Source organism: Algibacter sp. L1A34 (assembly GCF_009796805.1).
GTDB lineage: Bacteria > Bacteroidota > Bacteroidia > Flavobacteriales > Flavobacteriaceae > Algibacter.
Genome location: NZ_CP047029.1, coordinates 3,959,293 through 3,983,950, shown reverse-complemented (window position 1 = coordinate 3,983,950; position 24,658 = coordinate 3,959,293). Strand labels below are relative to the sequence as shown.

The 24,658-nt window shown below is 33.1% G+C and carries 11 protein-coding genes; all 11 read left to right on the top strand.

Annotation, left to right across the window (positions count from 1 at the left end):
* On the top strand, positions 1 to 1,902 hold the full coding sequence (locus GQR97_RS16930) for a sulfatase (protein WP_158850540.1): 1,902 nt from the start codon (positions 1 to 3) through the stop codon (positions 1,900 to 1,902).
* A gap of 120 nt (positions 1,903 to 2,022) precedes the next feature.
* Positions 2,023 to 4,632, top strand: a complete 2,610-nt coding sequence (locus GQR97_RS16925) for a hypothetical protein (protein WP_158850538.1) — start codon at positions 2,023 to 2,025, stop codon at positions 4,630 to 4,632.
* A 313-nt stretch (positions 4,633 to 4,945) separates the two neighbouring features.
* Positions 4,946 to 5,923 (top strand): T9SS type A sorting domain-containing protein, encoded by a 978-nt coding sequence (locus GQR97_RS16920; RefSeq protein WP_158850536.1) that lies wholly within the window; start codon positions 4,946 to 4,948, stop codon positions 5,921 to 5,923.
* Between the two features lie 77 nt (positions 5,924 to 6,000).
* Complete coding sequence (locus GQR97_RS16915) at positions 6,001 to 6,705, top strand: hypothetical protein (protein WP_158850534.1); 705 nt, start codon at positions 6,001 to 6,003, stop codon at positions 6,703 to 6,705.
* Between the two features lie 124 nt (positions 6,706 to 6,829).
* Positions 6,830 to 9,091 (top strand): T9SS type A sorting domain-containing protein, encoded by a 2,262-nt coding sequence (locus tag GQR97_RS16910; RefSeq protein ID WP_158850532.1) that lies wholly within the window; start codon positions 6,830 to 6,832, stop codon positions 9,089 to 9,091.
* Between the two features lie 188 nt (positions 9,092 to 9,279).
* A complete protein-coding gene (locus tag GQR97_RS16905; protein WP_158850530.1) occupies positions 9,280 to 11,493 on the top strand; it encodes a glycosyl hydrolase 115 family protein in 2,214 nt (737 codons plus the stop codon).
* Between the two features lie 64 nt (positions 11,494 to 11,557).
* Positions 11,558 to 13,072 carry a hypothetical protein gene (locus tag GQR97_RS16900; protein WP_158850528.1) on the top strand — a complete coding sequence of 505 codons (1,515 nt, stop codon included), beginning with the start codon at positions 11,558 to 11,560 and terminating at the stop codon, positions 13,070 to 13,072.
* 150 nt (positions 13,073 to 13,222) lie between these two features.
* On the top strand, positions 13,223 to 17,371 hold the full coding sequence (locus GQR97_RS16895) for a hybrid sensor histidine kinase/response regulator transcription factor (RefSeq protein WP_158850526.1): 4,149 nt from the start codon (positions 13,223 to 13,225) through the stop codon (positions 17,369 to 17,371).
* A gap of 489 nt (positions 17,372 to 17,860) precedes the next feature.
* A complete protein-coding gene (locus GQR97_RS16890) occupies positions 17,861 to 21,061 on the top strand; it encodes a SusC/RagA family TonB-linked outer membrane protein (protein WP_158850524.1) in 3,201 nt (1,066 codons plus the stop codon).
* A gap of 13 nt (positions 21,062 to 21,074) precedes the next feature.
* Positions 21,075 to 22,763 (top strand): RagB/SusD family nutrient uptake outer membrane protein, encoded by a 1,689-nt coding sequence (locus GQR97_RS16885; protein WP_158850522.1) that lies wholly within the window; start codon positions 21,075 to 21,077, stop codon positions 22,761 to 22,763.
* A gap of 79 nt (positions 22,764 to 22,842) precedes the next feature.
* Positions 22,843 to 24,654, top strand: coding sequence for an alpha-L-fucosidase (locus GQR97_RS16880; RefSeq protein WP_199269875.1), 1,812 nt, complete (start codon positions 22,843 to 22,845; stop codon positions 24,652 to 24,654).
* The last annotated feature ends 4 nt before the right edge of the window (positions 24,655 to 24,658 follow it).

The window sequence follows — 24,658 nt, the reverse complement described above, 5'->3', positions numbered from 1 at the left end:
ATGTTTAAAAGCAGTATAGTAATTATTATCAGTACTTTATTTTTTAATTGTAATGCTCAAAAGCATAATAAAACATTTATTAAAGAAAGACCAGCACCTAACGTAGTACTTTTACTAACCGATGACTTAGGTTGGCAAGACGTAAAATGTTACGACATTGACGAACCATCTCCCTACGAAACACCAAACATTGATGCCTTCGCAAAAAAAGGAGTACAATTTTGGCAAGCGTATTCTCCTGCCCCTACTTGTGCACCTAGTAGATGTGCTATCATGAGTGGAAATCATCCTGCAAGAGCACAAAAAACACATGTTGTTGGTGGTGCACCTCCTACAGTTTATGCCAATAAAAACATACAACGTATTATCGATCCTTGGTACAGTGGACGTATGCCAGAAAACGAAATGACCTTGGCTCGAGTGCTACAGCAAAATGGTTACAAAACGGGTCATTCAGGAAAATGGCACATGGCTATCGATCACTCTGCCTACCCTCAACCAACAGATCAAGGTTTTGACATATCTACAGCAAATCGTGGTGTTACAAGTCCTCAAAGACCTAACAGACTAACGGACTTTGCCACTAATAAAGAATCTGACCCTTACCGATTGGATGAGAATGGTTTTCCTTTTCATCAAAATAATCAAGATGCATTAAACTTTTTAGAAGAAAACAAACAAGATCCATTTTTCTTGTATTATGCTACCTTTTTAGTTCATTCACCCATCCATACGAGAAGTAAGGCTCTTTTAGAAAAATACTGTAAAAAACTAGGAGTTGCTTTTCCAGCAGACCCTAAACATTGGGAATTAGAAGGACAGAACAACCCTTTTTATTGTGCTATGGTAGAGATGTTAGATTATTATGTAGGACAGGTTTTTAATTATTTAGAAACTACTGATGATCCTCGCTGGCCAGGACATAAATTAAGCGAAAACACTTATATTATTTTTACTTCTGACAATGGAGGTATGGAAAGCCATCCTGGAGAAGTTATTACAGATAACTACCCACTAGATAAGGGAAAAATAAACGCAAAAGAAGGAGGCACAAGAGTTCCTTTACTAATTTCAGGTCCTGGAATTAAAAAAGGTGTACAGTCTGAAGTTGTTGTAAACGGACTTGATTTTTACCCAACGATTCTTTCCTTGCTAAATATTGACAAACCAAAAGACAAAAATTTAGATGGAGATGATTTATCAACCCTATTGTTAAAAGACCCAACCAACTCTAAGTTAGTTTTAAACAAAAAAGGAAAAGAAAGAACCACTATGATGTGGCATTTTCCCCATTCTTCTTATCAAAGTACAATCCGTATTGATGATTATAAGTTGATTAGAAATTACGATTATAAAAATAACCCAAACCCAAGAAAAACAGAATTTGAACTTTATAAACTCTATGACACCTCAACAGGGACATCAAAAAGAGTGGATATTGAAGAAGCTAATAACTTAGCAACATCAGACCCTGAAAGAGCCAAACAAATGAATGATAAGCTTACTTCTCTTTTAACAGAAATGAAAGCTAGCTATCCTTCTTACAATCCATATTATAAAAAAGACTTAGAGCATAAAGAAACTGTACCTACAGCTATAGTTGCATCTAAAATTAAAAATGAAGTCACTTTCACCTATAAAGAAAATGGTGCAAAGGTGGTAAAAGCCAATTTAATTTATACAACTAATGGTGGACATCACTATGAGGAATGGTTTAAAACTGATGCTAAAATAAACGCTAACGGCAGCGTTACAGTTAGTTTACCAAAAGGAACAACGCATTACGTAATTAATTTAATTGATGAACATAACTTTTTAGTGAGTTATCCAGAAATGCCTTCCAGAAAAGAATTAACAGCTAAAAAAGAGAATTATTCTAAATATGCGATACCTAATAATTAATTGAAGAAATAATTTGTATAACAAATCGAAGGATTTAAGTTCCAAATACATTTTAACAATCCGTTTATCTATTTAAACATTAATTATTACACTATTATTAATATCTATTAAACTCTAAAAATGGACAAACATCTAAAGCCTAGTTCTGTAATTTTAAGGTTAACACTAATGTTACTGCTAATAAGTAACAGTAACATGTGCTTTTCTCAAAGTAGTTTAACAGCCGTAAATCAAGAATCTTACGACAACTTTGCCAATTCATATAATTATACTTATTGGAATAACAATTGGAAATCTTCTATTTCTGAAAACAGAAGCTTTACCAATTACACCAGTAGCTATTCATTAAACATTGATTATAAAAACCTTTCTATAAATAGCCTACTGGTTAACGAACATTCTTTATCAAAAAAACAAGGGTTCTCGCAATTAAACTCAGCTATTTTTCCAACTAATTATAAAGGTGATATTAACTATGCCATTCTTCAAAATGGTGCTATTGTTTACGATAAAAGTGATACACCTACAAATACAGGAAGAAAGGATAGTCAATTAGCCGAATTTGGAAATTGGAGTAACAGACGATTTGTAAGTACCAATTTTAATGGAAAGCCATCTATAGACACTTATTACACAGGGATTGATTTTAGCAATTGGCACAATCGTTTTAAAATTACTTTTCACGTAAAACCTACGGTAAATATTACCAATGGTCAACTACAACTATCTATTGATATTCCAGCAGAGTACAATAAATACTACAACTCAGGGCAACTGCATGCTTATGCAATTAATGACAAAGGTTTTGTTGTAAAAGGAGGAGTTCTTGCAGAATCTGTTGCTATTAATGGTAATAACATCACGGTAATAACATCACAACAAGACTTGCTAACAGGTACTGCATATGAGGTAAGTATTGTATTCTGCGCAATTACAGAAAACATAGCTACTAAATACAAAGAAGCTTTTAGAGATGAACAAGAAATAAGTATTACAGTTTCACAAACATTACCTTCAGTTAAAAAAATATCAAACATCTCATATAATCAAGATGAAGGTATGCATTATATTGATATTCCCAAATACACAATGGGATATGGTAGTTGCGATACAACAGATAAATTACAAAGTATTAATTTAACGTTGGAAAATTCATCTTCTAAAGAACAAAGCGTTAAATTATGTTTCAGACAAATTCCCCCAGGTAATATAGTTGGTTTTAACTCTATCATTTGTAACAGCAATGGAGATCCATCAGGTTTGCCTCTTCAGGTTTCTAAAAACTGGCATGATACTACCTCACAATTTTATTCAGGTTCTTGGATTAAAGAATATACCGAAATAATTATTCCTGCAAACACAACAATGAATCTCGTTTACAAAAAAACAGGTGCAAAATGGGGGGAAACTTACACTGCATCTTCTCACCAATTATCAGTCGTTGGAGCAGGATTTCCTAGAGGAGCATGGTTAGAAGCAGCCTTAGGAAGTTTTGGAGAATCTATAACACATTCTCCTGATTATGAATATGGAAAATCCATTGGTGCAGATGTTCGCCCTTTTTTAGTCACCAATGAAGCCTATGGAGGAAATTCTAAAGAATGTGGATGGACAGGTAATGTTGGTGGAATTGACATACTTGTTTATGAAGATAAAACTGGTAACAGAAGTTATCACTCACAAGTAAAAACAGATTTTAAAGCATACTCTCCAAACTTAACCGAAACTTCGATTTCAGCTATATCTGAAGACAAAAAACTAAAGTTTGATTATACGTTTCACATAAATAGATCTGATGATTTTACAAGAATTTATTACAAAATAAACGTAGAAGCACTTGAAAATGTGGTCTTTAATCGGTTTGGTATTTTCCAACTAGGAGGTGATTTTTATAACTATTTTAATACACAAAGTGTTGTTTACGGAAATGACACTGGTATGATTGGTCAATTTACCCCCACCAATGACGGATCTAATGATTACACCACAAGTGAAATTGCCTTAAATGGAGATAACCCATGGCTATGGGCAGGAGATGGATTGTACAAAAAAGGTGCTAAAAACAAAAAAGAAATTGATACCAATAATGGTATGATTATCAGAAATTATTCAGCAACTTTTGGAGGAACTGAAAACAACACGCCCTATGTGATGGAAAGATCTAGTTCTAAAGGATATTCAGAAAAAAAAGAAATCAATCCTACTTCCTATTGTTTGGTAACACCTCCTGAGGTAACTTCTTTTACTAAAGGAGATAAAATAGCGCTGTTAGTAGAAGTTGTTGTACTCCCTAAACAAGCTGTAGATTATTATGGCCCTAATAAAAACTTCTTAAATGCATTAACTACTTATGGAAATTCGTATGAATTGTTATATAGAGAGTCTCTTGGTAACAAAATAAGAGCAACATCATCAACAAATACTATTCACACCTCTTACCCTTTAACTGTTGAAACTTCTAATAACACAGGACTTGTTACCCTTACTGGAGGAAAAGGATATGTTCCTATTGTTTTTTCTGGACTAAGTTCTGTGACAAACCCAGTGCTATGGAAATACTATCGTGGTGAATGGAAAGTTGTAGACCAATCAGTACATGGAAAAGATTTTTGGCAAACAAATTACAATCCCGAAACAAAATTATTTAATTTGATATACAATGTAAACCAAGACATTAAAAATGACAAAACAGCTGTCATAAAATACTACTTAGGTGAAACGCATCCATAATCAAGAATTATTTCTCAATCTTGGTTTGACAATGATAAATAAACTTCAAATAACGATTTAGAAAAAGCAGAAAAAACAACTTTCAGACTTGTAATTCAAATATGAAGAAAATGATTAGTGATATTATTTAATTAGTTAAGCTTATTCTAAAGTACTTCTGAATATTATTAAGAGACGACTGTAATAGCTAGCTGCAGAAGCTTTTTTATTTTTAAATAAATTGAAATAAGCAATAAAAGAAGTAATTAGAGAAACAAAATAATGTGATTTCTAGCTAGTTTTACCCTCTATAAACATTAAAACTAAATATTTTATGAAAACAAAATTATTTTTAAGCAGTCTATTAACTTTATGTATTGGTTCGTTTGCTTCGAGTTCACAAACTTTTGATAAAGTTTGGATGGATTATGGAAACTCAGAATTTTATGGGTCTATAATTAATATTGCATCTCAAGATGCATCAGGATCTACTCTATTTTATGATTACACTTCAGACTCGCCTGCGGTTCCTCTACCTACAGGTGCTGCAAACCAGACAGCATTTAAATATGTGAAAGCTAGTACAGTTGCAACTTCAGGATTCCCAAGCTTTACAGTTCAGCTTAATGGGAATTTAGACGATACTGCAGTTACTGCTACAATTGATATTAATGTAAAGGTTACTCTATACATAGTTGCAGATCCAGATGGTAGTACAGGAGTAGATTTGTCTGCTATGACTAATAATGGATCTGACATGAAGTTTACATTGCAATTAAAAGATTCTGATGGAGTAGCTAGTACAAGAACAAGTGCAAGACCTTTAGGTGCTACAATTGATTTTAACACGGGGTGGCAAGAGTTAGATTTTAAGGTTCAAATTAGAACTCAAGATGCTACAAATTTAAACCAGTACGATCAAGCGACACTTCTTTTAGGTAATACGGCATTAGATGGAGTAAGTGGTTTAAAGTTTTACACAGATGGTACTAACTTTTTAGATGAAGATGTTTCTATTTATGTTAGTAGTATAGTATCTGATACTGCCTTAGATGCAAATGGTGTAGTATTATCTACTAATAACGATATTAATAAAGCTGAGTCACTTTTGTTTTATCCTAACCCAGTAGAGGATAAAATATTTTTATCTGATAATGTAGAATCGGTTAAAATTTTTAATACAATAGGTTCTCTAGTTAAAGAGTCTAATGTAAAGCAAATAGATATAAGTAGTTTTTCTAAAGGTGTTTATCTTATTGATATGGAATCAGAAAATGGTCAAAAAACGGTTAAGCGTTTTGTGAAAAAATAAGAAAGAGTAAATAAGAAATGAGGTTTTGTTTATAATTATAACATAACCTCATTTTTATTATAAAATATAATATTATAATGAAAAGAATATATTTAATTAGTTTGGCGTTGTTGTTTTCTTACACCATAAATGCTCAAAATTGCTCCGAAATATGGTTAGATTATGGAAATGGTATAAAAAACATGGAGTTAGCAGATATATCAAGTCAAGATAAGAAATTGTCTAAAGATGATTTTAATTTTATATCTGTCACTCCATTCATACCTAATTTAGAAGGGGTTAATATGCATAAAGCATTTAAGTTTACTAAAAATGTAAATAGCACATCTGGTTTTCCATCTGTTACTTTTCAATTTAAAAATGATCTAGAAAGTAAGAAAATTGAAGATGTTTTACTTGTTGATTTTGAAGTGAAAATATATGTTTCAGTAAATTTAGAAATAGATGGTTTTGATTTGAGTTCTGTGCCAAAAGAGCAACGTAAAATTGTTTTTGTTATTGATGGAAATGGTGTTAAAAGAAGGCAAGTACCCTGTTATTTAAAAGATTTTAAACCTGGTTGGCAAACACTTAAAGGAACAATTAAAGTTAACAATGAACATGCTTCAAACATAAACAAATATACGAAAGTTAAAATTCTTTTTGGAAGGGCACTTGCAGGGCATTCTAATGGTAGAAAATATTATACAGTAAATGAAAACCCTTCATCTGATTCTGATTACTTAGCAGAAGAGATTGATTTTTATATTGCTTCAATTAAATCTAATATAAAGATTAAATAATTTAAAATTAACATCCCAATTGAACAACTTCTAAGTCTTTGAATTTATTAAAATCCTTCTTTTAAGGGAAAATATTTGCTTTAGTATAGTAAGATTATATAGATCTTTCTACAAATAAATGATTATGAAAATATTGATAGTTAAACTTGTGTTTTTGTTAGTTGTCATTACCACTACTAAAGTACAAGGGCAAAATTCTTTTTTTAATGTTTTTGATGCTTTTGGCATCACACCAACGGCAACGCAAGGAACAAGTAGTTTATCATTAACTACTGCAGATGAAAACTGGACAGAGTCAGATTGGTTTCCAGGTCAACCTTGGGATGAAGATGATGTTTTTCATACGCAATTGAATCATACATCAGATGATCTTGATTGGTCTATTAGAATAGGTAAAGGAGGACAAATATATTCTTGGATTTTAGAAGGTACAGGGGAGTTAATTCCACCGCAAGCAGGTGCTAGAGGTGAGAGTCCTTGGGTAGATGATGTGGTCCTTCAAACATGGAGAGATAAAATAAATCATGATGATAGTGTATTGATGGATGGTATTCCTTACGCAAATGGATTTGTTCATGGGGCTGGTATGTATGTTCGTACAGATTTTGATCCTGTTATGGATCCAGAAAACCCTTTTTATCATCCGTTATTTGCAGAAGAGTTTGATGAAGGTGATCGAAGTTATAGTTGTGTTAACTGGGGACCAGTAGTAAAACCAAGTATAAATAGAGGAGACATAATGTTCTATCACAAATATCGTCATATAGGCGATAATGTGTTAGAGATTACCTATTACGGATATAATTTCGGATCTAATACTTATGGAGACATTGCTATGCCTTGGGCTATGATGCGTCTCTCAGTATTTGCAAACTCTATAAAATCTATGCCTGACGGGGTTAGTTTTGAGCAGTTTGAAGGTGCTTATCCGACTCGATTTAATATCGCCGATGCAGGAGGTTGGGTAGCCAAAACAACGCTATTAGATGAAAATGGAATGGATAATCCTTCAGCGTTAACCATAAGTACTGTTCATGGTTTGGATAAGCATTATGGAGAAAGTTGGCAACCTAGAAAATCACTATGTAGTATTGGTATCTCTGGGGTTCCTAATTCCACAAGGGATATTACTATTATGACAGCTTTTAATAATAGTACAGATGTTGGGCCTGGTAGAGGTTTTTTTAAACGTATTTATATGGTTTTGGGTGAACAAGATGAAGTTATTCAAAAATCGTATGATTTAGTTGATAAGGTAGAATATGGTATTGTAGACATTAGTAAGGAAGCATCTGAAATGTTGCCGCTTTACATTACTAGTGTAGATGATCAAAATATTTTCACGAATTCTATGCCAACGACAGATTCTGAACCGATAGCATACACTTATGCACTTCCTGTTACAAACTCGGTGCCTTTATTTTTGATAAAAGACAATGATACTGGTAGTTATAATTTGACTACAGATCCCTATGCTATTTGTGGAAGAAAAGAGTTTATACATCCGGATTTTACAGATAGAGATATCTATCAGCCTTATGACGGAAAAACAGAATGGGTGGCTATGTTAGGTTATATTATCCCCGAGAGTGACGATAATTCACAAGTTGGTACAGACAATATGGTACTGCTTTCAGATGTAATTTGTAACGATTGCTTTATTCCAGGAGAAAAATTCAATTCTAATGAATTATTAATAAGAGATAATAGTGAAATTATAAGCTCTTTTATGATACAAGAAAACGAGACTGGTTTTTGTTCCGTTGATGGGGAGATTAATGATAATCAACCAGGTTACACAGGAGATGGTTTTGCCAATACTGATGATGCTACAGGTAATGGATTGAATTGGAAAATATTGGGAGATGCCGGTTCATATACCTTTACATGGAATCATGCCTGTCCAAATGATAGGATAGGAAATTTATTGGTAAATGGAGAGCCTGTTTTAAATAACATTACGCTTGACGCTACGGGGAATTGGACAGTTTGGGAAGAAAATACTTCTGTTACTGTTGATTTGTCAGAAGGAATTAAAGATATAAGATTAGAGTCTGTAAGTGATACTGGTTTAGGTAATATTGACTATATGAAGGTTGAAGGCCCTAACGCTACCGCTGTTTCATGTGAGTTTCTTAGTAATAGTAGTATAGATTTCGAGAATGATAACACTATTCGAGTATATTCAGATCTAGTAGAATCAACATTTACATTTTCAGAAAATGTACCTCAAGTAGAGGTGTATAGTATGAGTGGACAGTTGGTTAAGAGCTTTCCGAGGAATGAGACTAACTTTGATCTTTTAGAGCTATCGTCTGGAGTTTATGTTTTAAAAGTTGTTTCTGAAAATGGACTAACAGAAACGTTTAAAATCATTAAAAAATAATTATCCAATATGAAGACAGTTTAGTGTAAATTGTTTGGTTTTCAATATAGAGTGGTTATGATTATGTAGTCTAAAAACGAGAAACCTTGAAGGGAAATAGAATATGAAAATCCCTGCTTTTAAAAAGTTATTTTGGGTTGACTAGTTTTAGTTAAGTAGAATGTTTGAATAAAATGAATATATAAATTATGAAAAACAATTTTTCAAGAAAAATAACCTTTTTAACACTTTTTTTATATGCTTTTGTTATTGCGATGAATGCACAAACAAAAGTTGTAAATGGCATAAAGATCACTGGTGATACACCTTGGGTAATTACTGATGCAGATTATAAAAGAATGCCAATACAAAAGGCTATAAAAGATGCCGAAAAGGATTGGTATAAAGTTTTCGGTTACCCACCTGTAATTTTTCATAACAATTCAAGCAGTAACTGGGATGGTCCAGTTATTGTATTTGGATCTTCAAAAAATATTAAAAATTTAACAAACGTTAAGCTTCCTAAAGAGAAAGAGCATTTTCATATTTTTTTAGATAAAATAAAATCAAAAAATAATAACTCTGCCATTGTTGCTGCTGGAGCAGATGATAGAGGAACTATTTATGCTATTTATACTTTTACAGAAAAAGTTTTAGGGATAAATCCTATGTATGTTTTTACAGACCATATTCCAAAAAAGCAATCGGAAATAGCAGTAAAGGCAGACTTTGAAATCAAATCTAAAAAGCCAACATTTGAGTATAGAGGTTGGTTTATAAATGATGAAGAGTTGCATGATGGTATGCACCGCGATCCTTTAGGAGGAAATGTAATTGCATCAGAGTGGATGGATAAAATTTTGGAAACTTTGTTAAGAACCAAAGGAAATATGATTATTCCAGAGTCTGCACAATATCCAGATGCGAATGTGTACGATTTATGTAAAAGAAGAGGGGTTGCTGTAAATCATCATCATGTTACACCTGTTGGTTTAAATATGATGAACTGGCCTAAAAAAGTTCCTTTTTCGTTTATTACAGAAAAAGAAATTTTGTTAGATGCTTGGGAAAAAGCAATAAAAGTACAAGCAGATAAAGAAATTGTTTGGACTATTGGTTTTAGAGGTGAAAGTGATGGTGCTTTTTGGCATAGCGATCCTGCGGCTCCAAAAACGGAGGAAGGAAGAGCAAAAGTAATTGCCGAAGCAATGCAAGCACAAACAGATATTATTAGAAAATACCAGCCAGATGCAACCATAGTAGCTGCACTTTGGAATGAACAAGGAGCATTTTACAATAAAGGATTATTAAAAATACCTGAAGGAGTGACCAAAATGTTTGCTGATGATGGTCGTGGTTTTATGAGAGATAGTGGTGGAAAATATTTGGAGAAAGGAGATGGTTTGTACTATCATGTAATGATGATGATGTTAACACAAAACCGTACTACAGAAGGAGTTCCACCTGCACGTTTTTATAAAGAATTAAAACGTTATGTAGATAAAGGAGCTACAAAATATGCGGTAATTAATGTGAGTGGTATTCGTCCAGCAGCACTATCTGTGAATGCAATTAATGACTTTTTATGGGATGCAACACCTGCTCTTAGTAAATCTCCTGAAGCATCTATGAAAGATTATTTAAAGGGGTGGTATGCTAAAGAATTTGGAGAGGAATTAGCTTCAGAGTTAACAGATTTACGATTACACTATTACAATATTCCTTATATGCGAGAAAAAATGCCTTCAGGAGATAGATGGTTAGGAGCTCGAGGTGAGCACTTGTTACAGTATCTAATACAAGCTGCATTGCAACGTTTTGGAGATGGAATTGCCAAAGGTAAAACTATTAATGCAATGATAGAAAGTACAAAAGGTAGAAAAAGAATGAATAATCTGGCTCAGACAAAAGAACCTCTAGCCGAAACAGCAGATTTCTTTCCTAGTTTATGGAAATCAACCTTAAAAATATCAGAAGAAATCCCTGAAGATAAAAAGGATTTTTATCAAGCACATTTTACATATCAAGTAGCAGTACATATGTACTCTGCAAAAGCATTACAAATTGTGGCAGATGCATTGGAAGCTTATGAGAAAAATCTAAACCCACAAGATTTTGCAAATGCGATGGAGCTTGCTTTGGTAGAAATTGAAAAAATAATTGTGGAAGCTCACAAAGCGGAATATGGTAAATGGGATACTATGTTTATGCATGTTCGTTTAATGGATATATATAAAACACGTTTGCAATTAAAAAGTGTTATCGCAAAAATACGTAAGCAGCCATATACTTCTGAATATAGAGGGTACAGGAATGGGTCTTTTTGGAAATCTGCGCATGAATACATGGATCATGGTGATGGAGTATTTCCATACTTTCATAAGTATTCAGGTAGAGGTTTAGAAGTGCTAGAGGAAAAATAAAATTGAGTACCCGAGTTGTAACGAATAAATATTTAAACATCAAATTATGAAAAGACGAGTTCCAATGAAAAAACTAATAAACTATATTAGTATCTGTAGTGTACTATTATCTTTCATTGTAAATGCTCAAACTGACCCGGTTACAATATCCGTATCAACTGGTAATCCAGGACATGTAATATCACCGACCTCAATTGGCTTGAGTTACGAAATAGAGCTGCTGCAACCTAAAAAAGGTGAACTTGCCTATTTTCGCCCCGATAACAAGCCGCTCATTGCTATGTTAAAAACACTAGGTATAAAAAGCCTGCGTCTTGGTGGCAACACCTTGGATTACAACAAAAATCCTGGTCCCACTGAAGATCAACTTGCCAATACGTTTGAATTTGCCCGAGCCGCTGGAGTAAAGGTCATCTATTCTTTTCGTCTGAAGGACAATTTTAATAACGAAAAAGATCCTTTTCGTCAGGACGGCCTTGTGAAAATAGAAGATCCGATAATAGCAAAATACAATATTGATTATGCCGCTCAAGCAGCCAAATTTATCGGTGCAGAATACGCTGATGTTCTAGACTCTTTCTCCCTCGGCAATGAGCCCTACTTTTATGAAGAATGGGACATCTATTCGGCCAAATGGAGAGGCATTCATGACGCGATTGTTGCGGTTTATCCCGAAGCGACGTTTTGCGGTCCGGATCAGAACCCCAACCCTGTGGAGTTGGCTCAAAATATGGTACGTGAATTCGGCAACATCCCCGGCCCCCTTGTTAAACTTGGTCGACACAGTTACCCTTTCGGCTGCTCGTATGAAAATCCCCAAAGAGCCAAAGGGGTAGCGCTCATCCCCAGAGACGGGGTCGAATCGCGTGAAAGAATGTTATCCCATTTAGCGTATAAAAAATACGAAACCATTTATGAGAACTTGGCCACAGCGATCGAGGGCACGGAAATCAAGTACCGCTTAACCGAGAGCAACAGCTATTATATGAGTGGACTAAAAGGAGTGAGTGACAGTTACGCCTCTGCATTATGGGGCTTGGACTATCTTTATTGGTGGGCCGCGCATAAGTCCGAGGGTATTAATTTTCACACCGGTGATGATACCAGCGGAGCCCCGGGTTGCCAATACGCAGTCTTTATTACCGGCGATAACGGTTACAAAGTGAAGCCGCTGGCTTATGGAATGAAACTTTTTGATCTTGGTGGCCAGGGGAAGATGTTACCAGTTGACAATCCGTCAACGGATATTGCTGTATACGCAACGTTGGATGATAAGATGACGTCTATAACCATTATTAATAAAGAACATGGTGACGAAGCTAAAGAACAGATTGTACAGATCAAGTTAGATACTAAAGTGAAAGCCAAAACGGCGAAAATTATATTTTTGAGAGGAAAAAATAATGATATCTCGGGAGGTTCAGATGATGTGACCATAGGTGGAGAGAGAATCAATGAAGATGGAAGTTGGGATAAAAAATGGACTCGACTATGCAAAATTGGAATGGTAAAAGATGATGTTATAGAGATCAAAATGCTTCCCGCTAGCGCTGCAGTAATTAAAATAGCTATTCGTTAAAAGAATATAGAAAATATATTACTATTTAATCTGGATTTGAAAAAAAAGTTGGATAATTAAAATCATTTTTTAAAAAATTATTAATCTCTATTTTTATCTTTGATGTATTCTGCTAATAAAAATAAATTAAAACTAAAAAAAACTAGTTTAATGACTATAGCTCTAAAACATATCAAACCAATTTTATTAATTATTTGCATATGTTTTAGTTTATCTGGTTCATGTATTTTAAGCGCTCAAAATTTTGAAAAGTTTTCGAATAAAGAAGGGTTTAATCAAAATACGGTAATTACAATAACCAAAGACCGTTATGGTTTATTATGGTTTGGCACTCCTAATGGCCTTATAAAATATGACGGGTACGACTTTACAACTTATACCACGCAAAGCAAAAGCGACGGGAGCATATCAAGTAATTACATTACACATTTATATAATGATCCTTCTGGTTTATTATGGATAGGTACCAAACAAGGAATAAATGTATATGTGCCCTGGCTTGAAAAATTTCATACCATACCTATAGATTCTAAATTAAACATTAGCCATATTAGCTCTGGTCCTAATGGAGCAATTTGGTTCTCGGGCGAAAATAAATTATATGCTTGCAATATTGAAGATGTTATTAATGGCGTTTTTAAAGTATCAAATATTTCTTTAGATGCTTACACCAACATAGCTACTATAAAACAATTCAGTTTTACGGATAACAACGCACTGCTCTTAGCTACTTCTAAAGGTCTTAAAGAAGCTTTTTTCAGTAAGGAATCAACAGGTATTAATTCAAGAATTGAAAAAATAATTGATTTTGAAAAATTTCATAATTACAATATTTCTACAATAAAAAACATAAAAGACATGCTTTGGATAGGGACCTTTGATGGTTTATTCAAAACAAGTTTTAAAAATAGTCGCATACAAATTATTCGTAAATATGATATTGGTGATATCAAATCGCCTATAAGAATAAATACTATTTTTGAAGATAACAATGATATTGTTTGGGTTGGAACAGAAAAACATGGTCTTTTAAAATATCTAGAAAAAGAAGACAGGTTTTTAAACTATTTACATACTCAGAAAAATGAAAATGGACTGAGCAGTAATATTATCAATGCCCTTTATCAAGACAATTATAATGTTTTATGGATTGGAACAGGGCAAGGAGGTATTAATAAATTGGACATTGCTCAAAAGCAATTTATTAACTATTCAAAAAACCCATTTGACAAACACTCCATCTCTGATAATTTAATAAATTCCATTTTGGAAGATAGTAAAGGTAAATTATGGATCTCCACATATAATAAAGACTTATTTAGAAGTACTGAAATAATCAATGATAAAACCGTAAACAACATTAAGTTTGAAAATGTATTAAATCAAAATAGTTTAAAAGAAGACTCTGATATAATAACAAATATATATGAAGACAAAGCAGGATATATCTGGTTTGCTACAGATTCAAATATAATGGTTTACAATCCTTTAAAAAACAATTTTAAACATGTTGATTTTAAACATAACGGAAAAATAATTCCTAAACAATTATACCATATTATCCACCAAATAGATGAGAACCATTTACTTTTTGCAGGTAATCAAATTACAATAGTAGAAAATCCATGGACTAGCATAAAAAATAAAACAGATCCTGAATTAGAAGTTAAAAGCATTTTAGATTTTGATTATAAAATTGTATTTCAGACCCTAATAATAGACAAACATAAAAAACTATGGTTCGGCACCAATAAAGGTTTGCTGTATGGAACTTTTGATGGAGAAAAAATCAATATTGAGAATCAAATTTCTGATGAAGGAAATAACAGATTGAAATTAAGCTACTCAACTGTTTTCTCACTCTATGATGACCCTAAGGGCAATATTTGGGTTGGTACATTTGGTGGTGGGTTAAATAAAATAACTTTAGATGATACTGGTACGCCAATTAAAATAGATTATTTCAGGAAAAACGATATTTTACCAGATGATGCCATTTATGGTATTTTACCAGAAAACGACACCAACCTATGGCTTAGTACAGATATGGGATTAGTTAAATTTAATACTGAGACTACTAAAACAAATGTTTACGATGTAAGAGACGATGGTTTAGCTCAAAACAATTTTAGAAAAGGTGCATATTTTAAAGGTTCATCTGGCTATTTTTATTTTGGAGGATTAAATGGTTTAACACTTTTTAAACCTAAAAATATTCAATTAAACACCACGCCTCCAAAAATAATAATCACGGCTTTACTTGTAAATAATAAAGTAATAAAAATTGGTGAGAAGCTTGATGATAATGTTGTTCTAAATAAGTCCATTTCAGAAACAGAAAGCATTTCTATAAGCCAAAACGAACACATTGTTGCTTTTCAATTGGTAGCAGAACACACCTCTACGCCATCGAAAAATAAATTAGCTTACAGACTAAAGGGGTTTTACGATACTTGGATTGAAGATCCAAACGGAAAAACTACAGCAACCTATACTAATCTTTCTGCGGGCGATTATGTGTTTCAGGTAAAAGCCTCAAACGGTGATGGTGTTTGGAGCAACGAAATAAAGAGCTTAGCTGTTGTAATTTTACCACCATGGTATCAAACTTGGTGGAGTTATTTGCTTTTTGTTTTACTAACCGTTTTAATATGTGCTGGTATTATTATTTATTTTGTTCAGCATGAAAAGCTAAAACAGCGCTTAAAATATGAACAACTCGACAAAGAACGATTGGACACCATAAACCAAGGGAAATTTAGATATTTTACCAATATATCACATGAATTTAGAACACCACTTACGTTAATTTCAGGACCGTTAGAACATATAATTTCCATTAATAAAGATTCCGAAAAGACTAAGTATTTAGCTATTATTCAAAAGAATACCAAACGGCTACTTAGTTTAGTAGATCAATTAATAACCTTTAGAAAAGCAGAGCAAGGTTATTTAGACTTAAATTTTAGTCAGAATACTTTAGGAGGTTTTATATACCCAACTACAGAAGCATTTGAAAATTATGCTACCGAAAAAAACATAAATTTCTTTTACAAAGTTAATTCGCCTAATGAATACATTGTAATAGACACAGAAAAAGTAGAACGAATCCTTTTCAATTTACTATCCAACGCCTTTAAAAATACACCTGCCAACGGAAACATTAGTATCGAATCTGATATCATTCATAAAAACGGAACAAAAATGATACAAATAGATGTTATAGACAATGGTAAAGGGATACCTGCAGAAGATTTGGATAATATTTTCGAAAGATTTTACCAATTAGGAAATAATGAAAATAAATTAAGTGGAGGTGGAATAGGTCTTGCATTTTGTAAATCGCTTATCAATTTATTTGAAGGAGATATTTCTGTAAAAAGTGAACCTTTTAAAGAAACCAGGTTTACAGTTTTAATACCTATTGGCAACATTGAAGATTATAATAATATTGAAGTAAACACCACTACAAAATCATTTATTAAAGATTGGGTACCATTATCAACCGAATATAAAAATGAAACTTTAAATGATGAATTAAAGGAACACCATTTATTGATTGTTGAAGACGAAGAAGATGTACAAAACTTTTTAACCAGTACACTTTCGAGAACATATTCTATTACCTTAGCAAATAACGGTTTAGAAGGCTTAGAAAAAATAAAATTAAGAGAACCAACCCTGGTAATTAGTGATGTTATGATGCCAGAAATGGATGGATTTGCTTTTTGCGAGAAAATTAAATCAAACACTGAAACATGTCATATCCCTGTATTACTGCTCACGGCATTAGGTACTAACGAAGATATCATTAAAGGTTTAGAGTTTGGAGCAGACGAATACCTAAGCAAGCCTTTCTCTATAAAAGTTTTAAAATTACGTATAAAAAAACTGATCGAAAATCATATTAGAATAAAAGAACATTTCAAAAAGAACAGTTCAATTCCGAAAAAAGGAATCGAATTATCTACTCGAGATAAAGCATTTTTAAGTGATATTATTGAAGTTATAGAGGGAAATATTTCAGACACTAATTTTGGTGTTGTAGAATTATCAGCAAAAATGAATTTAAGTACTTCTCATTTTTATAAACGACTAAAACAACTTACAGGTCAAATTCCCAATGCTTATTTACGAAACTTTAGACTACAAAGGGCCGCAGAATTATTGAATAAAAATGATGGCGCGAATATTAATGAAGTGATGTATCAAATAGGTATTAGTTCTAAGTCATATTTTTCTACCTCGTTTAAAAAACTACACGGTGTCACACCTTCTGAATACTCAAAAAAATCCTAATTAATTCACAATCCTTTTAAAATTATTTAAAAGTAGTTTTTTTTTAGAGTATTTATTGTCTCTCTTCCAAAAACGGGGAATTTTGTTCTCAAAGAAACGACTAACCAATTTGCATTTGTTTATAAGTTTCCTGTTTTTCTTGTTCACTTATTGCTTCCATTTTGTCCTAAATAACAAGATGAATTCAAATTTACCTTACATCTCTTTTTAAATGAATTACTCTTATTAATTTATTCTTTTTTTAGATAAAATAAAAATTGCAGAGGTAAAATAAAGAATTAGAAAATTTCGAATTCTATTTTGGCTACCAAAAACAAATACTAGGTAATAAAAGCGTAAAAATTTAGAAAATCGGTTTTTTGAGCAACAAAAAAAGTGATTTAAGAAATTCATTTTTAGGATTTGACACTAAATTTGGCATACAAACTAAAAAGTGTTTTATAAATCAAGATGGAATTATAAAACCTAACTATTAACTAAACTAAAATTATGAAAAAATTATTAAGTGCATTTATGTTGTTTAACTCAATGCTGTTATTGGGTCAAACGCAGAATGTTTCTGGGCTTGTTGTAGATAAAAATGAAAACCCTCTTCCTGGTGCTACAATAATTGTAAAAGGAAGTAAAGTTGGTGGTGTCACTGATTTTGATGGGAACTTTACGATCAAAGTTTCAGAACCAGTAGATGATAAATTATTAATAGTTTCTTATATTGGATATAAAGAACAACTTGTTTCTTTATTGAGTAATAGGAATCTTAAAATTATCATGTTAGAAGATACCGAGGCCTTAGATGAGGTAGTTGTTATTGGTTATGGTTCGGTAAAGAAGAGCGATTTAACGGGAGCTGTTGTATCCGTAAAAGCTAAAGAGATTACCAAAGTAGGAGCCGTATCTTTAGATCAGGCATTGGCTGGTAGAGCAGCAGGTGTATTGGTAACACAAACCTCTGGTGTTCCAGGTGCTGGGGCAAGTATTAGAATTAGAGGTATTACTTCTACGAATGGTTCAGAACCTTTGTATGTTGTAGATGGTATCCCTTTTGATAACGAGCAAATAGAGGGCTTAAATGCTGAAAGTCAATCAGCGAGTATGAGTCCTTTGTCAACAATTAACCCGTCTGATATAGAGTCTATTGAGGTTTTAAAAGATGCTTCTTCTACGGCTATTTACGGATCAAGAGGGGCAAACGGAGTTATTTTAATTACTACAAAAACAGGGAAGTCAGGGAAAGGAAAAGTGCAAATTAGCTCTGATACTGGTTTGGCACAGATAAGAAAATATTATGATGTACTTGATGCTAATGAGTATACTATAGTTAGGAACGAGGCGTATACAAATGATGGTGATCCAAATCGTGTTTCTCAAGATGATTTACAAAGTGCTCTTGCAGGAGAGTTGCCTACAACAAATTGGCAAGATGAAATCTTTAGAACAGGTCAAAGTACAAATTTTAATGTAGGTATAAGTGGAGGTAGTGAGGCTACTACATATAATTTTTCTACTAATATTTCCAATATTGATGGAATACTTAAAGGAACAGATTTTAATCGTATCGCAAGTCGTTTGAATTTAGATACAAAGGTGAATGATAAATTGTCCTTTGGAACAAGAATTAATTACACAAATGTAACGTCAAATCAAAAAAGTACATCAACGAATACAGAAGGTGCATACGGAACAAATAGTGTTATTAGTAGAGCGCTTAGAACCGCACCAACTGTTGCTTCTGATGCTGTTTTTGAGTTTGATGATGTTGATGGAACTAATGGTGACTTGACTTTATATTCTCCATTAGAAGCTTTAGAAGGTAATATATATAATAACATTATTAATGAATTTAGAGGAAGTGTGTTCTTGAAATACAAATTAAATAAAAACATGTACTTTAGGTCAGATGTATCCTATTATACTAGATATGTTGGACAAACATTTTATCAGTTAAAATCTCTTTCTACAAGAAGCGGTACTCAAGATGGTAGAAGTGGATGGGCAAAAACCCAGGATAGTAGGTCTACGGGACTTGTAAATCAAAATACTTTTAATTATAATTTTGATTTTGGGAAGAAACACAAATTCACAACAATGATTGGTCAGTCTATCAATACGAGTCAGAGTTTCTCTGTTAGAACGTCGAATTTTGGTTTTGCCAATGATATTTTAGGTATCTATGACCCAGGATCTGCAACATATCAAGATGATGATGTTATTAGTGCTGTTGATTCTAACTTGCTTTCATTCTTTGGTAGGTTAAATTATAATTATAACAGTAAGTTACTTTTTACATTTACGGCTAGAGCGGATGCTTCTTCAAGATTTGCAGAAAATAATAAATGGGGGTTTTTCCCAGCAGCAGCTGCGGCATACAATCTTCATAAAGAGAATTTTATCAAAAACACGAATGTAATATCCAATTTAAAATTAAGATTAAGTTACGGATATTCTGGAAATCAATCTGTAGCACCATATCAATCATTGTCTATTCTAGGAACAGATCAACATATCTTTGGAGATGGTAGTGGAGGTGAAGCTGCAGTTACTATTGTTGCTCCTGCGCAATTACCAAATGCAGACTTAAAATGGGAATATACAAAGCAGTTAGATTTTGGAATAGATTTTGGATTGTATAAAAATAAAATAACAGGTACTGTAGAATACTATAATAAAATAACAGAAGATTTACTCTTTAATGGCATAGATATTCCTTCGCATTCTGGTTTTACTGATTTTACTAAAAATTATGGATCTCTTGAAACGAATGGATTTGAGTTTTCTATGAATGCTAATATTATTAGCAAACCAAAATTTAGTTGGACTTTAGGAGGAAATGTAAGTTTTGGGAAAACCATTATTAAAGATTTGCCAGCAGATTATGTTCAAGCTGGTTTACAATGGGGTATTGTTACAGACACTCAAAGATTAATTATAGGTGAAGAATTTGGTGCTTTCTACGGATATAAAACTGCTGGAATAGCGCAGTTTGATGATTTTGTAGAATTTCAAGGCCTTTCAGAACAAGAGCGCATAGATACATATAATGCAAATCCAGCAGCTAACTATACATTGGTTGAAGGAGTAACAGGAAAAGCACCTAGAAGTACTACACAGCTAAACCCAGGGGCACAATTATATGAGGATATTGATGGAAATGGAATTATAAACGGGGAGGATCAACAAGTAATTGGTAGAGCACAACCTGATGTGGTTTTTGGAATAAATAATTCATTCTCATTTGGAAATATTGACCTTAGCTTCTTCATAGATGGACAAGTAGGTAATGAGATTGCTAACATGATGTCTTTACAGACCTTAGCTTTTAGTGGTAACCAGCAATCGAGTATAGTTAAGGAGGCTTGGACAGCTACAGATCCAAGCTCAGTTTATCCAAGATTAAATAGCGAAAATAATGGACAATATGTTTTTAGTGATAGGTTTATTGAAAATGGTTCATTTATTAGGTTGCAAAATATAACCTTAGGTTATAATTTCCCTAGAAAGGTAACGCAAAGTTTAGGACTGAATAATCTGAGATTATACACTTCAGCATCAAATTTATTTGTAATTACTAAGTATTCTGGATATAATCCTGATGTTTCGCTTTCAGGAACCCGAGTTATCAGTCTTGGTCATGATAATGCAGCCTATCCTGTTCCTTCTTTGATAAGAATTGGTGTTAATGTACAATTTTAAAAAAAACAAAAAAATGAAAAGTATATATAAAATTTTATTGTCGATTTCTTTAGCATCGGTAGTTTCTTGTGAAGGATTTTTAGAAGAAAATCCTCCAACATTTATTTCTACTTCTAACTTTTATCAAGATGAGAGCCAGGCTAGATCTGGATTAGATGCTGCCTACAACTCATTGGATAATCACAGTTCTGTAACATCTGCTTATGGGTTTTCATGGCCTATGTTAGATTTGGGGACAGATGATGTTTCTTCTAAGCTGAATGAAAATAATGAAAGTCCTGATTTTCTATCTCATAATATATCGTCTACCCTCCGTTTTATAAATTTAAGACAACAATATGCAATATGGTGGCAAGGAATTTCGAGAGCAAATTATGCAATGGAAAATATTCCTAACGTACCAGATATGGATGATGCGACTAAGAATAGTATGGTTGGTGAGGCTAGAGCATTAAGAGCGCTTTATTATTTGCATTTGGTTAAAACATTTGGAGATGTACCGTTAATGTTAAATTATGTATCTACGGAAGCTCAAATAAATGTAGATAGAGCACCGGTAGATGATGTGTACGATGAGATAATTATTCCAGATCTTAAGTTTGCAGAAGAACACTGTGAAGATGCACTTCATTTTGGAAGAGTTACTAAATGGACTGCAAAAATAATTTTGGCTGATGTGTATCTAACGAGAGCAGGTTGGAGAAGAACATCTCAAGGTGAATTTGTACAAGGAGATCCTGTTAATTGGGCATTAGCTCGAGATAAGGCATTAGAAATTATTGAGAATTCTCCTCATTCTTTAAATACAGTACCAGAGGTTGATGGACTTCATGTGACGCCATCTTATGGAGTAGCATGGAACAATCCTTTTACTAGTGAATCGATGATGGAAGTAGCAACTTTAGCTGAAGATGGTTTAGGATCTCGATTAAGTAAAGGATGTGCAGCCTCTAATAGTGGTGTTAGTTATTGGGGACTTTTTAGTGCTCAACCATTATTAGATGAAGGAAATTCGTCTACAGTTTCTCAAATGAGGTTTCCTGGTAGGCCAGGTACAGCTGGAAATTATATACCAACTCCAAATCTTTACAGAGCTTTTGAAGATGGAGATATTAGAGGAGAATGGAGTTTAATGACTAGGTATAAAACAGCTGATGGTACTGAGTATGTAATAGCACCAGTATTTAGAAAATATGTAGATATAGATTATTATTTAGGATTACCAGAGACATCGCAGTTTAGAACCAATTCTAACTTTATATTATATAGATATGCAGATGCACTTTTGATCTATGCAGAGGCAGCAAATGAAGCAGAAGGATCACCAAGTGATTTGGCATATGATGCAGTAAACCAGATAAGAAGAAGGGCTTTTGAAGTTACAGATGATTCTAGAGACTTTTCAGGTCTTTCACAAGAAGAATTTAGAACTGCAGTATGGCTAGAAAGAAGACGTGAGTTTAATGGAGAAGTTAAGAGACGTTTTGATTTAATTAGAACCAATCGTTTGTTTACTGCTACAGATCCTTCTGTACCTAATCAAATGGATAGATTTTGGAGTGAAGAGGAAGATTCTGCAACAGAATATACAAACATGCATATTTTATATGGTAGTGCGCCTTTTCCTGATAGAGAATGGTTATTGCCTATTCCTCAGGTTGATATAACTTTGACAGGTTGGGAACAAAACGAAGGTTATTAAAAATGAAACAAGCAAGAGGAGTGACTTATTTAACCGATTCGCCCCTTCTCTTGCTTAAAAGAAATAATATTAATAAAAAATGAATATATTTAATAAAAGTAATTTATCCCTTGTAGTCTTTTGTCTATTAATCGCTTTTTCTAGTAGAGCTCAAGTCAAAACAGAAAGTATGGATAAAATGTGGGGGGAATCTAATGTTTCACCGGACGCTTTAAAAAGCGGAAAAGGTAAATTCTTTGATGAAAGTAATTTCGGAATGTTCATTCATTGGGGTTTATTCTCAAATCTCGGAGGTGTTTGGAACAATAAAACGTATTATGGTATTGGCGAATGGATAATGAATCCAAGAATGGCTGGAATACCTGTTGAAGATTACAAGCAAATTGCAAATGACTTTAATCCAACTGGTTTTGATGCAAAAAAAATAGCACAATTAGCCAAAGATGCTGGAATGAAATACATTGTAATTACCAGTAAGCATCACGAAGGTTTTGCCATGTTCGACTCTAAAGTAAGCGATTTTAATATTGTAGATGCAACACCTTTTGGTAGAGACCCAATGCACGAATTGGCGGATGCATGCCATGATATAGGTTTAGGTTTCGGGTTTTATTACTCACATAACCAAGACTGGACTGCTCCTGGAGGTAAAGGAGGTCCTAAGACAGATGAAAATGGAAAAGAAGCTACTTTTAAAGATTACTTCTATAATAAATGCAAACCTCAGGTAAAAGAGATTTGTACAAATTATGGTGATATAGATTTTGTATGGTTTGATACACCTGGAGATATGCCAAAGGAATATGTAGTAGAATTAGCTGCTATGGTTAGAGAATTACAACCAAAAGCCATGATGTGTAGTCGCGTTGGCTATGGTTTAGGAGATTATGCCAGTGTTGGCGATATGGAAGTTCCAACAAAACGTATTGAAGGTTTATGGGAAACATGCGATACTAATAATGATTCATGGTCTTATGCTTGGTACGATAATAACTTTAAAAGTCCAAAAGTCATTTTAAGTAGATTATTGGAAACTGTAGCACGTGGTGGTTCTTATTTGTTTAATGTAGGTCCAAACGAATTAGGAATTGTTCCAGAAATTGGCGCTGAATTTTTAAGAGAAACAGGAAAATGGCTAAAAAGATATCCTCAAGTGGTTTATGATGCCGGCTATTCTCCATGGGATTATAAATTACCTTGGGGAGATGTAACTACAAAAGGTAATAACATGTATTTAGCGGTTTCAGAATGGCCTAATGATGGTAAATTGTATTTACCTGGTTTAAAAACTAAAATTAAATCGGCTAAAATTCTAAATCCTGAAGGAAAAGATCAAAAGATTGAATTCAATCAAGGAAAAGATAATTGGGTTACTTTTAATGTACCTTTTAAAGCTCCAGATCATTTAATTTCAATTATTGAAGTTGAAGTAAATATCAAAAAAGGAGAAGACATAATAGCCGAAGACACAGCTCTTGGAATCTACCCAAATACAAGAACAGAATTAATTACCGAGTTTGGAACTGTTAGCAATGCCAAACAAGAAGACAAAAAATGGATGGAGAAATTCGGTGAATGGAAACACGTCAATCAAGTTGGAAATTGGGCAGAAAACGGACAAGTAACTTGGAGCATCGACGTAAAAGAAGCTGGATATTACTATTTAGATTTAGATTACAGAGGTACTGATCGTTTGGTTTGGAAAACAACAACAGATGAAGGCATTATAGTACAAAACCAACAAGCCGCTACCGAAAAGTATGTGTTTTACAATATGGGTATTTTAGAATTTAAAACACCCGGAAAACACACCATAACAACAACTTTAGTAGAAGGAGACAGAAAAACTGCTAGTTTAAAATCAATAGCTTTAAGACCTATAAATGATTAATTAA